Annotated in this window: 12 protein-coding genes and 3 pseudogenes; 3 read left to right on the top strand and 12 right to left on the bottom strand. The window is 52.7% G+C overall.

Features of this window, described 5'->3' with window-relative positions:
- The 4 genes from E8E75_RS08465 to E8E75_RS08450 form a co-directional block, all read right to left on the bottom strand.
- Window positions 1-638: aldehyde dehydrogenase family protein (locus E8E75_RS08465; protein WP_280358522.1), on the bottom strand; the 638-nt coding region annotated here is incomplete at its 3' end.
- Window positions 639-725: 87 nt separating this feature from the next.
- Entirely contained in the window at window positions 726-1,184 is a 459-nt protein-coding gene (locus tag E8E75_RS08460; protein WP_179060121.1) for a hypothetical protein, read from the bottom strand.
- 441 nt (window positions 1,185-1,625) lie between these two features.
- Window positions 1,626-2,915, bottom strand: a complete 1,290-nt coding sequence (locus tag E8E75_RS08455; protein ID WP_280358520.1) for a PAS domain-containing protein — start codon at window positions 2,913-2,915, stop codon at window positions 1,626-1,628.
- Between the two features lie 111 nt (window positions 2,916-3,026).
- Window positions 3,027-3,770, bottom strand: coding sequence for a dienelactone hydrolase family protein (locus tag E8E75_RS08450; RefSeq protein WP_179060119.1), 744 nt, complete (start codon window positions 3,768-3,770; stop codon window positions 3,027-3,029).
- Window positions 3,771-4,151: 381 nt separating this feature from the next.
- Here E8E75_RS08450 and E8E75_RS08445 point away from each other — a divergent pair.
- A pseudogene (locus E8E75_RS08445) lies at window positions 4,152-4,456 on the top strand (transposase); the annotation flags it as partial.
- Between the two features lie 457 nt (window positions 4,457-4,913).
- Here the strand turns inward: E8E75_RS08445 and E8E75_RS08440 are convergent.
- Complete coding sequence (locus E8E75_RS08440; RefSeq protein WP_179060118.1) at window positions 4,914-5,522, bottom strand: TetR/AcrR family transcriptional regulator; 609 nt, start codon at window positions 5,520-5,522, stop codon at window positions 4,914-4,916.
- A 304-nt stretch (window positions 5,523-5,826) separates the two neighbouring features.
- Here E8E75_RS08440 and E8E75_RS08435 point away from each other — a divergent pair, with 304 nt between their 5' ends.
- Window positions 5,827-6,963 carry an LLM class flavin-dependent oxidoreductase gene (locus E8E75_RS08435; protein WP_179060117.1) on the top strand — a complete coding sequence of 379 codons (1,137 nt, stop codon included), beginning with the start codon at window positions 5,827-5,829 and terminating at the stop codon, window positions 6,961-6,963.
- A gap of 245 nt (window positions 6,964-7,208) precedes the next feature.
- On the opposite strand, the gene E8E75_RS08430 is transcribed toward E8E75_RS08435, so the two are convergent.
- From E8E75_RS08430 to E8E75_RS08415, 4 genes and pseudogenes are all read right to left on the bottom strand, one after another.
- Complete coding sequence (locus E8E75_RS08430; RefSeq protein WP_179060116.1) at window positions 7,209-9,014, bottom strand: EAL domain-containing protein; 1,806 nt, start codon at window positions 9,012-9,014, stop codon at window positions 7,209-7,211.
- Between the two features lie 244 nt (window positions 9,015-9,258).
- Window positions 9,259-9,624 (bottom strand): annotated as a pseudogene (locus E8E75_RS08425) (HNH endonuclease signature motif containing protein); the annotation flags it as partial.
- Between the two features lie 520 nt (window positions 9,625-10,144).
- Entirely contained in the window at window positions 10,145-11,536 is a 1,392-nt protein-coding gene (locus E8E75_RS08420) for a DEAD/DEAH box helicase family protein (protein ID WP_179060055.1), read from the bottom strand.
- A complete protein-coding gene (locus E8E75_RS08415; RefSeq protein ID WP_179060054.1) occupies window positions 11,533-12,102 on the bottom strand; it encodes a hypothetical protein in 570 nt (189 codons plus the stop codon). Before E8E75_RS08415 ends, E8E75_RS08420 begins: the two co-directional genes overlap by 4 nt.
- Before the next feature lie 103 nt (window positions 12,103-12,205).
- Here E8E75_RS08415 and E8E75_RS08410 point away from each other — a divergent pair, with 103 nt between their 5' ends.
- Window positions 12,206-12,436, top strand: a complete 231-nt coding sequence (locus E8E75_RS08410) for a helix-turn-helix transcriptional regulator (protein ID WP_179060053.1) — start codon at window positions 12,206-12,208, stop codon at window positions 12,434-12,436.
- Here E8E75_RS08410 and E8E75_RS08405 read toward each other — a convergent pair.
- From E8E75_RS08405 to E8E75_RS08395, 3 genes and pseudogenes are all read right to left on the bottom strand, one after another.
- Window positions 12,433-12,735, bottom strand: a pseudogene (locus E8E75_RS08405) (transposase); the annotation flags it as partial. The gene E8E75_RS08410 and the pseudogene E8E75_RS08405 sit on opposite strands and share 4 nt — an antisense overlap.
- A 33-nt stretch (window positions 12,736-12,768) precedes the next feature.
- Window positions 12,769-14,187, bottom strand: a complete 1,419-nt coding sequence (locus tag E8E75_RS08400) for a site-specific integrase (RefSeq protein WP_179060052.1) — start codon at window positions 14,185-14,187, stop codon at window positions 12,769-12,771.
- Window positions 14,177-14,782, bottom strand: a complete 606-nt coding sequence (locus E8E75_RS08395) for a hypothetical protein (RefSeq protein WP_179060051.1) — start codon at window positions 14,780-14,782, stop codon at window positions 14,177-14,179. Before E8E75_RS08395 ends, E8E75_RS08400 begins: the two co-directional genes overlap by 11 nt.
- Window positions 14,783-14,785: the final 3 nt, after the last annotated feature.

Raw genomic sequence — 14,785 nt, 5'->3', positions numbered from 1 at the left:
ACCGCATCGACGCCGCCGTGGATCACGTTCAGCACGCCTTTCGGGATGCCGGCTTCCAGCGCCAGCTCGACCAGGCGCATGGTCACCAGCGGGTCCTGCTCGGAGGGCTTGAGGACGAAGGTGTTACCGCAGGCGATGGCCATGGGGAACATCCACAGTGGGATCATCGCCGGGAAGTTGAACGGGGTGATGCCGGCGCACACGCCGATCGGTTGCAGCAGGGTGTAGGTGTCCACGCCGTTGGCGACGTTGTTGGCCAGTTCGCCCATCTGCAGGGTGCCGATGTTGGCGGCGTGTTCTACCACCTCCAGGCCACGAAAGACGTCGCCCTCGGCGTCCGGCAGGGTCTTGCCCTGTTCGGCGGTGAGTAGGGCGGCCAGCTCCTTGATGTTCTCGCGGATCAGCTGCTGGTACTTGAGGAAGATGCGAGCGCGGGCGCCGATCGGGGTCTTGCGCCAGGTCTTGAAGGCGTCCTGGGCGGCGGCGACGGCGGCGTTCATCTCGTCCTGGGTGGCGAAGGGCACGCGGGCCAGGACTTCCTGGGTGGCTGGGTTGACTACGTCACGCCACTGGGTGGTTTTCGATTCGACAAATTCGCCGTTGATTAAGAGCTTTACTTTAGGAGTTGAAGCGCCCATGTATATTTTCCTGTGGGTGGTTTATAAAGAGGTTGATTGATCACTCTTACAGTCAGGTTTGACTTCGTGTACTTGGTAGAGAAGGGGCTAGGTAAAAGGGGGCGGTGAAACCGAGTAGACAGGTAAGTTGTCGATATCGATATGGCGATGAGATTCGGCGATCGGCAGTACTTGTGAGCGAAGGCTATAGTGATTGAGCTTTCCAAGGTACGGAGACGTGACGAAGTTTTCTCGGTGAAGCAAGCCTAAAAGGCGCAGAGTGATCCTGGACAGGTATGGAAACTTACAACCAAAAGTCAGCAGTTGTTGCTCGTGAATGGAGGAGACCGTGCCTATCAGACGACCGATGATCTCATCTGCATAGGCGGCGAAGGCAGCCAAGGTGCCTTGCAAAGGAATGGTGAGTTTTTTGAGGAATAGGGCAGCATCGGTGCCGTAAAGAAGGAATTCGTGCCATCCAATAGTCGTACCCTCCATGCTGGGAAGGCCATCGCCGCGGTATTGCATTGGATTACTTTGGGCACGATTAAGAGCTACGTCGCTCATGGCTGGTTCTCTTGTTGTTTTGCGTGGCCGGTACGTCATTCATTGGCGAGCTAGTTGAATCGAGTATAGGGATGCAGGCATTTAGGATGAAATAAGCAAAAAAACCTGTGCGATGTGCATTAAAAAATACCCTATCTAAAAATGCCGGTTTGGTGGTTCGATGCTATCCCTAAGCATGTGATGCGCTTAGATTGAAGGCCGCAGTCGATGTGAAGAGTGAGTTTTGAGATTGCGCAGCCAAGTGCTGCTGTTTTTGGGTGTTGGAGCGGAGGGCGTGCACTTTCGTCTGATAATTTTGCGACATATGTAGTTTGTCTAGATGATTTGTTGTATAGGGTGCGTTTTTTTGCGCTAATAAAGCCGCTAGTGTTGCTGTGATGCTTGGGTTGCCTTTTAGTACAATTCTTACTGCTTCGGAATGTGTTGCCCGTAAGAGGTGTTTTAATTGTTATTCTGCGTGGCAAGCATTTCAGCCGCCTGTTGAGTGGCCTCGCTTGTTCGTGTGGCAAGTTTGCGGACTTCATCGGCAACTACTGCAAATCCTCGTCCAGCCTCACCAGCACGTGCGGCCTCAATTGCCGCATTGAGGGCGAGTAGATTTGTGCGGCTAGCGATGGCTTGGATGGCACCGACAATCTCGGTAAGCTTACTTAGATTTCGTTCTATGAGTTTACCCTGCAGCTCCCGCTCCTCACGCAATTGTTCCTCTTGGTACTGGGAGTGCATGTCTACCAACGCGCCTGCTATCCGGAGTGGCTTTCCGTCAGTGCTTCGTAGTGTCTTGCACCGGGAGCTGAACCAGCGATATTCGCCGCTTTTCAATTTTATTCGGTAGGTCGCCTCAAACGGGGTGCCACCGCTGCTGTCGTTTATGTGTGCGCCAAACAAATCGGACACATTTTGTCTGTCGTCTGGATGGATGCGAGAAACCCAGCTTTCGAGAACATTGGGAAATTCATCTGGATCTTCGAAACCAAGCATTTGAAGGAATTGTTGCGACCACCATAGGGGATTGTGAGGATTCAGTGGGTTGCCGCCTATCACCTCCATATCCCAGAGACCGTCGCTGATTATCTCCCTGGCAATCTCGAATCGCTCAAGCGTCCGCTCCAGTTCGTAATCCCGATCGCGCTGTACTTGTACGTCACGTATAGTGCCGGCCATGCGTATCAGTACATCTTTCGCGTCACGCCAGGCCCTTGCGTTTACTTCAACGTTGACATAATCGCCTGCGGCATTACGTAGTCGGTATTCAGTGCGAAAAGTAACGTCGTCTCGGCCTTCTTTTAGATATTTGCTCAATGCATCCGTTGTAGGTTTCAGGTCGGCAGGATGTATGCGCTGAATCCAAGTTCCTAGTTGCACGGATAGATCATTTTCGTCATCCAGTCCAAGTAATGAGCGAAACCGTGTTGAGCACCAAAGGGAGTTATTTGGATTTACGGGGTCTCCATTTTTCACCGGAAGATCCCAAAGTCCTTCGTTGCTGGCTAGGCTAATTAGTTCAATGCGTTGATCGACATGAAGTTTTTCGTTCGTGGTAGTGGTTCGCTGCTGAGTTAACGAAACTATCTGGCTGGCGAGGGCAGTCTGTTGTTGCTGCTTATGATCTTGCGCTTGCACATGTTCGCGCAATGCGCGGTAAGCACGCTTAACTAGGGGGGGCGCAGTTAAATTCTCTTCTGGTGCGTTGGGTTTGGAGTGTCCTTCCAACGCATCAATTAGATGCATAAGGCATTCAGTTGTAGCTCTGCGGCTTTTCGATGTCAGCATGTGAGCGCCCGTTGCAATTAAGGGTGGTCGTCTTGTGTCTGCTAAATAAAAATGACTAAATTGTATCTTTTAAAAAATCAGTGTCGTGTCAAGCAAGCCAAAAAGCTCACGCCAATGGCGCGCGGCAGCTTCTTTGTTGAATTCTTGAAAGTCAGGTACGGCGAAGCCGTGTAGTGCCCCTGCATAGGTTTCACATCGGTGATCGACGCCCGCATCTAACAGCGCTTTCTCCAGACGCCTCGCCATTTGTGGTGAGTAGTAGTCGTCTCTATCGGCACTGGCGACATAGACTCGCGCCTTGATTGATGGCGCCAGTAAATGAGGGCTGGTTTCAGCATCCGTAGCAAGATTGCCTCCATGGAAGCTCGCAGCAGCCAAAATTCGATCCGGATATGTGCCTGCAATGGAGAGAGAAATGCCACCACCCATGCAATATCCGGTTGTCCCAATATTGGGACTAGCAACATCGGTGCGGGTGTCCAAGTAGTCTATGAATGCCTGCGTATCTTGTGCCGCCTTGTGATTGTCCGTTGAGGCGAGTAGGTGGCCGATTGCGCCCATGACATCGAGGCTTCTGAAAATCTCTGCAGGCGCCAATGGCCCATAGCGGCCAGCTCGATAGAACAGGTCAGGTAGTAATACGACATAGCCGCCTTGTGCGAGCTGCCTAGCCATTTGGAACAATGTGGGACGGATGCCAAAGCCATCCATGCAAAAAATCACGGCGGGCCATGGGCCCTGACCCTCTGGCTTGAAGATGTGCGCCTGGCACTTGCCATCGTGTGTTTCTATTGAAACCTGTTCGTGATTCAAGGCGATGCGACCCTTGTTGTTATTTGATTGTCTGCATTCGAATCCGACCAACGCCAATTAACGCGTTGGTTCCAGGAATAGTGCCTTTAGCGAGATTTTAAGGTACTGCCGGAGAGCTGGATCAAATTGCTCGGGCAGGTTCGCTTACCATTCCGTTGAAGAGCTTTGCGACGACGGCCGCGTGTGGAGCCTTCGTCGAGCACCCTAGCATCGACGTTCCTTTCCGGTCAACGGTGGTGTTGACAGGTGGCGCGTGTCGAAGGGAAGTGAACTCCGATCATTGTCGGTGCCGGATGTGGGGCGAAGCAGGCAGTCGATGGGGCCATTTCTTCGCATTTGCGTTGTACAAGGGCCATCGCTACTCCGCGGCAACAGCTGTAGGCGATCTTGCTGTTCTTCGAACTGCTCGGCGAGTGGTGCTAACGGTTCGCGTCAGTGGCTATGGACATGAACACCGCCTTCGATATGGAAGTGAAATGGCATTGCCCACGCGCGGAGGTGGTATGCGACCTGTTCATGTCTTCGCCCGCCATGGCCGTGAGGTGCTCGACCGGATCCGCGTTGATCAGGCCAATGCCCTGTGCCATGACAAGCCGGCGCACCTAGTGGTCAAGGGCGACCGCTAGTTGCCGCTGCGCAATAAAAGACAACCAGGCTGCGCTGGTCGGCGTGAAGCGCATCTTGAAACCGGAATGCTGTGCCAGACACTCCTTAAGAGGGTGCAGACAAAATCAAGTAATCCATTGGCTCCTACCCGGGGCGAGCCGATGACCAAGGCTGGACGACCGTCGACAATTTCCGCGGAGAAACACCCACTTCTCCTTCAACTGGCCCTGTCACACAAGCTTTCCTGTCAGGCTGAGCCAATGGAGCTTTTCCAGGCGGCTATCGGGATCGCCAGTCACTCCACGACTTTTGAGGCCGTGCTGAAGTTAGCGGGATGGGGGCGGGGCAAGCCCAAGCTCAGGCGTGAGTTCGAGCCACTGCCGCCATGCCGTTCGCGACGGCAAGATCCTGGTATCGACCAGTTTTAATACAATTGGAGTTACTGGTCGTGCTATGTAAGCGCTTAATCCATGATGAAAGTGTGCGAGTGCAATCAAAAGTAAGAACTATCCAGATGTTCCAGGGGTCCATTTAAAGTTATTGGATCTTATTTAAAAACAACGCGTTAAGGACTAAATCCACCATTTTCTCTTGTAATGCTGGGTAACTTTCATGCTCTTCATTTTTTTTGATTGATGTAAAGCAGGCTGTTCCCAGTGTGCCTATCCATAATAATTGAACTGCTTCATGAGCGGGGCAATTCAGGACACCTTCTTCATATAGCCGCGATAGGTCGTTCTCTACCGTCCGCAGCGTTTCCGCAACGGTAGCCGGAGGCTCGCCGGCTAGGATCTGTTGGATAACTATCCTGCACATAAGTGGCTCTTGATGAGCAAAGTGATTAAAAGCGCCCCAGCCGTTTCTCAACCCCTGCTGGGGGCCGCGCTCCTTCGCTCCCTGTTGATAGGCTTCGGCTACTTGCACATAGGTTTCATCAATGGCAGCCCGGTGCAGCCCTGTCAGATCGCCGAAGTAATGATAGATCGTTGGTGCGCCGACCCCTGCCAGGGCGCAGATTGCGCGAGAGCTTGCCCCCTCGCGTCCCTCTGTACTCAGTAGGTGCCGAGCTACCTGCAGCAAGCGCTTCTTCACTTCGAGGGTGTCACTGAGGCGATCCTTAATGCTGGGAGAAACCATCGATTTCATCTGATTAACCTGTGCATAAAATTCAATAAATCCCTGAGCCGATTTGGGTTAATCCTGGTGGGCAAAAGGTATCGTTAGGGCTCTTCCTCCTCGCTCCCGCTCGTGTGGTATTCGGCATCAGGAACGATCTAGGAACGCCAGGGATCCAGCTTAGCGAATGTTGGGGTGACAAGCATTAAAAAGCAATCAACGCGATGGTTGACTGATCAGTATAACGCCGTTATAGTCGCCTCTGCTGGCACCTGCCCGCAGACACAGGCTAATGCCTCCCTTGCCTATTACCCATCTAGAGGAGACAACAATTATGGCAATGGAAACTGGTTTGATCTTTCATCCCTACATGCGTCCTGGCCGGACAGCCAAGCAGACCTTTGATTGGGGCATCCAGAGTGCCGTGCAGGCGGACAGCGTCGGTATCGATTCAATGATGATCTCCGAGCACGCCTCGCAAATATGGGAGAACATCCCCAACCCTGAACTTTTAATCGCCGCTGCAGCCTTGCAAACCAAGAACATTAAGTTCGGGCCTATGGCCCACCTGCTGCCGCATCAGCATCCAGCAAAACTAGCGACCATGATCGGCTGGTTGTCACGCATTCTGGAAGGCCGTTACTTCCTCGGTATTGGTGCTGGCGCCTATCCGCAAGCCTCCTACATGCACGGAATTCGCAACGCCGGCCAGTCCAACACGGCTAGCGGTGGAGACGAAACCAAGGACCTGAACGACATGGTGCGAGAGTCACTGTTCATCATGGAGAAGATCTGGAAGCGTGAGCCGTTCTTCTATGAAGGTAAGTATTGGGATGCGGGGTATCCGGAAGAGCTTGAAGGTGCCGAGGGTGATGAACAGCATAAGCTGGCGGATTTCAGTCCTTGGGGGGGAAAGGCACCTGAGATCGCGGTAACCGGTTTCAGCTACAACTCGCCGTCCATGCGTCTGGCCGGTGAGCGCAACTTCAAGCCGGTTTCGATCTTTTCTGGTCTTGATGCACTGAAGAGACACTGGGAAGTCTATTCCGAAGCGGCCATTAAAGCGGGCCATACCCCGGACCGTTCGCGTCATGCGGTATCCCACACTGTGTTTTGTGCTGAAACCGACAAGGAAGCCAAGCGTTTGGTGATGGAAGGACCGATCGGCTACTGCTTCCAGCACTACCTGATCCCCATCTGGCGTCGTTTCGGCATGATGGATGGGTATGCCAAGGATGCAGGTATCGATCCGGCTAATGCTGATCTTGAATTCTTGGTGGATCACGTCTTCCTGGTCGGTTCGCCCGATACCGTGAAGGAGAAGATCAATGCGCTGTTTGAAGCAACAGGTGGTTGGGGAACGCTACAGGTAGAAGCGCATGATTACTATGATGATCCGGCGCCCTGGTTTCAGTCGCTAGAGTTGATCGCTAAAGAGGTCGCTCCCAAGATTGCGCTTCCTAATCGCTGAATCTAGCGCTAGCAATCTAATCTAATCGTGCCCCCTGAGGCTTCGCCCAGGGGGCTTTTCGATTTGATGTGCTGAGAGTTAGGAGCTACTTACTGCCGCTCGAATGGTGGGCAATATATTTATATAAAAATAATCCATTTTACAGAGATAAGCTTTGCTTTCGAGCCAATTACCACTTCTTCCGATTCTTCGGTTTAAGGGGGGTAACGTCCCGTTTTCAAGCGACTGGATTATCACTTCTCAAATTACTTCCATTTAGAGTGCTCCAGCCAATCTCCGAAAGCTTCCGCAGGCATTGGCGCTCCTATGTAGTAACCTTGAACTACATCGCATCCCATCTTCACGAGACGCTCCCAAGCCTCTTGGTTTTCAACGCCCTCAGCAATTACCTCTAAATTCAATCTGTGCGCTAACTCAATCGTAGAGTGAACAATAGCAGCCGCCTTCGGGTGCTCGGCCATTTGCTTAACGAAAGACTGATCTATCTTAATTGCATCTATCGGCAGATTTTGTAGGTAGCTCAAGCTGGAATAGCCAATTCCAAAATCATCGACAGCAATCTGAGCCCCTGTTCCTTTCAATTTCCGCAGTGTTTCTAGCGCATTAGCTGGGTCCTCCATGAGCGCACTTTCAGTAACCTCAAACTGTATCCAATTCGATTTCGCCCCCCAAGTCGCCATCAAACCTTCGATCTTGGTGACTAGCCTGGTGTCGCATAAGTCTTGCGCCGAAAGATTTATGGAAAGCGGAATGTTTAAACCTGACTCATTCCATGCAAAGCATTGTCTAAATGCAGCTTCGAGAACCCAAAAGGTGAGTGTAGTAATCAGTCCGGTGAATTCAGCAAGTGTCACAAACTCGCTGGGAGGCACCATGCCCCGAACCGGATGCCGCCAACGCACTAGTGCCTCAGCTCCACATAGATACGAGCAAGCTAAACTGAATTTAGGCTGGCAATAGAGTATTAGCTGGCCAAGCTTGATCGCTTCACGCAAGTCCGACGTCAGTAATAACCGGTTGGTGCATGCCTCATCAAGGCTATGCGCGAATACCACATAGTCGCGTCCTGTGCGCCTCGCCTCGGACATAGCAGCTCGTGCATGCCTAAATAATGCATCCGGCTCAACACCATGGCCGGGGAACAACGCAATTCCTATCGTCACCCTTGTATAGTGGGTTAGCCCAGAAGAGTCAGGCGCACAATGAAATAATGCATTAAGCTTTTGCGCCATTTGAATAGCGCATTCTGCGTCCGCATGAGGATAAAGAATAGCAAATTCGGCCTCGCCTACGCGAGAAACAAATCCACTCGAGAGTATTGTCGCGCAGAGCTGGTTGGCAATCTCCTGTAGTAACTTGTCTCCCTGTATGTGTCCAAAGGTGTCCTTGATTTCGTGGTAATTTTTGGCCTTTAGAAGCAATACTGCGAGCGGGCGATTTTTCTCTCTGAACTCTATAATGGCTGACTTGATTTTTTCATAAAACATCTCTCGATTAGGTAGTCCGGTAAGTGAGTCGTAGTAAGCCATTTGATGAATTTTTTTTTCTGCAGCTTGATGCTTTGCACGTATGCGCAAATTTTCTATCCCGAACGCCAGATCATCAGCCAACTCGCCTAACAAAGAAACTTCAGACTCATCAAATACTTCAGGTTCGGTAGCAGTGATGCACAGAGATCCTACGACAACTGAATCTACCCGCAATGGAAAGGCAGTAACCGATCCATAACCAAGACGAACCATGTCTTCGCGCCATTTAGCGTGGTCAGGGTCGGTAAGAAGATTGCGGCCGACACAGGCTTTACCTGTAATGACAGCGATAGCTGCGGCTCCTCCCCTTTCTGGATTTGCCCACGAAAGCGAAATGCTTTTAAAAAATTCAGCCTCCTGAAGGCTATGTGAAGAGCTGAGTGCATACGCCATATGAACTAGGGGATAGCCATCGTCGTTTAGCGCACTCCAAACACCGGCATAGCGATAATAGCCTTTTCCTACTATTACGCGGCACATGCCGCTCAGTAGTTCTTGCTCATTTGAGCAGCGCAGAAGCATACGATTGCCTGCACTAAGGGTCTCGAGCGTTCGGTTAAGTCGCTCCAACTCCCGAAGACTGCAGCCTGCCTCCGCTGCCACTGAGGCACCATCTGCGCGAGTGTCTTTGCTAGGGGTAGCCATTAGAGATTGACCCTAAGGGAATACACTCAGCTTAGACCCGTATGTAGCCCCTGCTACGTATCGATCGGCCGCCGCTCGTCATCAGCTTTCATTGCATCCGCAAAGACCTGGACTGAAGCAAGAGGCGGATACGTTCGAGGTAGGCTTGATGCAGGCCACTCAAGTCATTTTCCGGGTAGCCATCCGCGTCACGATCAATCTTCTTGTGACAGCTTGGGCAGAGGAGCATGAGGTTGGCGCTGTCGTTGGTGAGCCCCTGCGCCTTTGCTTCGTCATGGTCCTTACGCCCCCGCGGACCTTGGGGGCTGGCCGGTAGGATGTGGGCTACCTCGCCCCACTTCATTGGCTTGCCTGCGCGGTAGTCGAATGTGAGATCGGTGCCGCATAGCTCGCAGTGACCGGCAGCCTGAGTCCAGACGATTCGTTTCGTTTCGTCGTTGGTGTCGTACCGCCCATTTGGGGGCTTGGTCTTTCGTTGTTTGTCCAATTCGGCGTACCCCCTGGTACATCGATGATCCTGGCTTGTGATAGCCAGGCGGAATCAAACTGAGGTTGTAAGTTACACGGGAAGGTGACGGCTGCTTTTCCCCCAAGCCGGAACTGTCCCGCCAGTAAAAAGGGCCAGCGAGCAATGCTCGCCGGCCCTGTTGTTTACTCTTTGCTGCCCTCTATTCCTTCGGGGCCAATGGTCTCGACCTAACAGCGAAAGCCAGCCTTGGATGGCTGTCGCCGCTGCCTCCCCTGGCAGCGGCTATGCACCGTCTCGGTGCATTCGTTTCAACATTCAGTGAAAAAGTTTCAGTGTTTGTTGAAAAACTACGCGAGATAGCTTTGATCCCAGCTCAGTGCGCCGTAGGTCTAGTACTCGATGACGCGAGTTTCGAAGAAGTTCTTCTCTTTCTGGCCCGATTCTGTCCAGCCTTCTCATGGGTGAGCATCTCACTGACCTGGTCCTTGGCAAGCTCGATGGCCTCTGCGTTTAATTTGATTCCGTTACCAATCGGCCGTCAAAAGCAAGCCACCAACAGCTGCCGGTAGTGCTGCGAGAAGCTGATTTGATAGCTTGGCTCAGCGGCGAAATCACCCAACGAGGAGATGCCTACCGAACCTGTCCCAAGACCCTGCCCACTCTCAGTACCACTGCTGCCATCGACATAGTTAGCGGTAGCCAGCCCGCCAGACGTAATGCCGGGTGTAGAAGTAGGCGTATGAACCTGACTCAGCACCGCCAGATCATCCGGTAGATCATCTGCAATGCGCTCCGCAAAGCGCTGGAGCGTGGGCTCCGCGAGCATGAATAGCCAGGCCTTGTCATCGGGCTCGCCTATACGCCGCAGCACCCGTCCCAACACTTGCCGGTAGTGCAGCTCGGTTCGGATGCGGCTGAGGTAGCAGCACACCTGCAAGCGGGGGATGTCTGTGCCTTCGCTGATCATTCCCACGGCGACGATCCAACGGCAGTCGCTGTGCTTGAAGTTATTGATCACCTGCTGGGCATCCGGGGTTCGGTTGGTTACGACCCGGCAACTTTCTCCCCTGGATTTTAGGGTCTGGGCAATCTGATGGGCATGCTCGATATCGGTGGCGACCACCAGGCCAGCAGCATCCGGCTTGATTCGGCGAAGCTCATCCAACCTTTCGCATCCCAGGCCGAGCAGTTGATCGATCACCTCGTCATGGCGAAGCAGGTCTTCATAGGTGACGGGGGATTCCTCCAATAGCTTGACAATGCTGGGAAAGTGCCTGGCGAGGCTCTCGGCCCCCAACTCTTCCGTAAGCTTCACCTTCTGGTTGTCGAGGAGGACGATGCGAGGCGAACGGCACACCCCGTCCGCAATGGCCTCCTTCAAGCCATAGCGATAGTCACAGATCAGGTGCCCCTCGGGAGAGGAGTATCGCGCGAGGGCAATAGCACGGTCGTCCGAGCGCCATGGAGTGCCGGAAAGGGCCAGGGTGAAAGCGGCACGATCCTGGATCCGTTGCAGGATCTGCTGTCCCCAGGCGTTGCTCAGGAGCGGATCATGACCGGCGCAATGGTGGATTTCGTCGAAGACGACAAATACGCGGTAGTCGTCGAGGAGGCGCCAGAATGCCTCGTCTCGGTACTCCATGGCTTGGTAGGTGTACGCGCCACCCAAAGCGCCAAGCAAGCCGTCCAAGCGTCCGCCAAGCACCGATGAAAAGGTCGAGCGAAAGCCGTCCACCACCTGGCACGACGGAGCAAAGCAGAGCACCAGATCGATCAAGCCTTGCTCCCGCAGGCGCCGGGCCAGCTCCGCTGCCATGCGAGTTTTGCCGGCGCCCGGTGTTGCCTGGCAGAAGAAATGCGGCGTGGAAATGAAGTGCTCGAGCGCCGTTTCAATACAGCGACGCTGCCAATTTCTCAGGGATGACGTCATCGCGAAGTAGTAAGTGTCTTGAGCGTCTTCTCGACGGCACGGAGGTGTCCCAAGAGGCGCGAGCTGCGGTCCATGGCTTCCAAATACTCGCCTTCGACCTTTTCCCGCAGATCCGGCATGTCATCAAGTAACTGCTTGAATCGCTCCGCCTCGCCCATGGCGGACAGGAAGTCGAGCCGGATCTCCTTGAGGAGCGTTTCCAGGTGCTGCTCCGCGTCGAATGAAGGTCTAGGCGGCTCAAGCACTGGCGGCGCCTGCCTTGGTTCGCTGAGGCTATTCTCGAACCCGTTGTCTACTAGCTCGAGTTGCAAATGTGCCGGGATTGGTTGCAGGTGGTAGACCTGCCCGCGCGTGCGGCGCTCTTCGTCAAGCACGAGCCAGCCTACCCGCAGCATTCGGCGGATCTGCTTATACACATATCGGCGCACATTGCCGAGACGAAAGGTCATGCCCTCCAAGCGCTTGGCATAGGCATCCCGCAGGTCACGAGTCGTGAATTGCGTGCGCCCTTCCTCCTGAAGCAGCTGATACAGCCGCCTATCGAAGATGAACGAGGCAGATCTCATGCGGGCACCCACGGGGTCGTAGCGTAAAAATGCGGATTATAGTCCGTGGTTTGTGCGTCGGCAAACGCAGGATAGTGCCGCCTCAAGTGGAGTTGAGGCGGTCATGGATCAGTTGGCGAAAGCGTTGGGGACACGCATTCGGACGCAGAGAAAGTCCTGCCGGATTTCCCAGGACGCATTGGCACTGGCCTGCAGCATTGACCGCAGCTATATGGGACGCATCGAGCGTGGTGAAGTGAATATCACCGTCGAGAAGCTATACCGTATCGCCAGCGTGCTGGCGTGCGATCCAGCCACTCTTCTGCCTCAGGTGACAGAACTGCAGGCCAACTAATCGTTACGGGAATTCAAGAAAGCCCAAGGCTGACTTTCTTGTGGAAGCTCTTCCACCTTTCCGGCAAGCAGTGACTTTATCTTCTCTTGGCTGGCTCGCCATTCCGCAGCAAATTCCTCCGGAGTGAGATCGCCAATCGTGCGGTGCGGTCGGTGTTCGTTGTAATCCCGTCGCTACGCCGCGGTGCGAATTCTGGATTTTGCCAGCGAACAGAATCGTGGCTCGTTGAGGCATTCATCCTGGTACTCGCCGTTGAAAGACTCGATGAAGGCATTCTGCGTGGGATTGCCAGGCTGAATTGGCCATCAGTTTGACGGCGCGTTGAGAGGGCCTTACACAGTCTTAAGGTCACTATCCATTGCCGCTGTGAGGGACTCCTCGCGCTCGATGTATTTTTCTTTGCTGATTTTGCCGGCCTTGAAATCCTGAAGAAGGCGTTTTCTTCGGCGCTCGTAGACTTCATAACGTCGGGCGATTTCGACGTTGTGGATGAGTTGCTCGAATTTGGATTTGACCCTGAAAGCGGCGTCTACATAGTCAAGCAAGCTTTCTAGCGTTGCATGGCCGCTCATGGACATCGCTCGCTCGGCCAGCATCTTATTGGTCATCAGCGTTTGTCTGAATGAGTCGGTGCTTAGCGCCTGTGTTTCAGCAATGAGGTTGGCGACAATGTTGGTACAAAAGGCGTGTCTAAAGAGGTGTGCACAAGCTTGTTCCTCAATGCCAGCTGCGCGTCGGATTATTGAAAATTCGGTCGTCAGCGTGTCTGCCCCTAAAGGGCGTCCGCCGCGCTCGGTAACAAACAGGAAGCCGTGATCTGGAATGCCCTTAAATCGTTTCATGATTTCGCGGCGATCGCCGCGAATATATGTCAAGAGATCCTCAATCAGGGGAGGGCTCAGCTCTAACTCGCGCGTCAGGCCAGTCTCTCCTCGCTTTAAAGTGGTGATGGTAATTATGTGTTTTTTTTTCTTGCTGGCGGCTAATACCTGGGCAACGGTAATAGGCTGAATTTCGCCTCGTCGCGCACCAAGTTCCTCAAACAAGGAAATCATCAAGTGCCGACGATTGCATAGAAATTCTGAGTTGGATATCTCATCAACTGCATAGCGCAACTTTTCAATGCTCGCCTCGCCAATAGGCTTGCGAGTCTTTTTGGCGCTGGCCGTCCTGAAAGATCTATGGTGGACGCTGGAGCGTTTGAAGGATTTTCCGTTTCGATAGGCAGTTGAATCGACCATTTTTATAGCAATGGTTCCACCAATGCCAACGAAATTATGCAGCTGGTTCATTTCTCCAACGTGTGATAGAAAGTTCAAGCACCTTTTGCCAATGCTGGAAATTGTGCGCTCATTTCTCTTGAGTTGGCTTGGGTTGTTGAGTTTGGTCTCCTTGCGGAGCCCATCGATGAACTCACAAAAATCGTCGTCCGAAAGAGAAATGAAATTGAGTTTGTTGTAGTAGCAGAACCTGATCAAATGGCTAATCTGACCCGCGTACTCTCCAAATGTACCACCTTTGCTTCCGAGTCTTGACGGGCCGTTCCCGCCTCGGCCGGATTGCATACGGATTCTAATCATGTAGGCATTTGCTTGCAGGCATGGTGATCCATCCGGCCATGTCATGAAGGGCATGTTGCTGCCGTCAAGCGTTCGGAGCGTGTCCTGCGTTAAATAGTCGTAGAGTCTTAATATAGGAATAGGTTTAAAAAGTTGAGCTGATTCAGGATACTCAACGATTCTATTTTTCATTGGGCACCGACTGCAAATGCTTTTTCATGGACAGAATAGTGATGTCGTCGAAAGGTGCAGGATTCAAATTTAAAATCTTGATGATCCGATTGATCGCGTCGTTAATCCTTTTTTGTCGAAGACCTGTGCTGGGGGTATCGGATATTGTGATTAGATCCCTTCGGTTAACCTCCAGTGCCTGTATTAGAACCATGTTAACTGCATGGAGTGTGGCGACAGATTTCTTAAGTTCCTCAATCTGATCCTCCAATGCAGAACGGGTCTTCTTCTTAGGGGTGGTCAAATCTTCGCTAAATTTTCGTATTGCCGCCTGTGCTTGCACTCGAAGCTTATCCAGGTGCTGAAAATTTATATCAGAGGAATTGTCGGAGAGCCTTTTCTTGAGAGTGTTAAGGCTTATTGGTCGAATTGCTAGCTGTTCATCCTGTACGGTGAAATCCAGATCGAGGGCGCAGAGATTTCCCTGGCTCTTCAGTGCGTTAAAAACCTGTTTATTTTCGACATAGCTCCCTGGGGAGTACGCTATGTCTGAAAGTAATTTAAAAATGTTCCCAATAGATTGGTCGATCAACTCGCGCTTAGGCAATGTGCTCATTGT

The organism is Pseudomonas sp. BN606 (assembly GCF_029873115.1).
In the GTDB taxonomy this organism is placed as follows: Bacteria; Pseudomonadota; Gammaproteobacteria; order Pseudomonadales; family Pseudomonadaceae; genus Metapseudomonas.
This window is presented reverse-complemented; position numbering and strand designations above follow the sequence as displayed.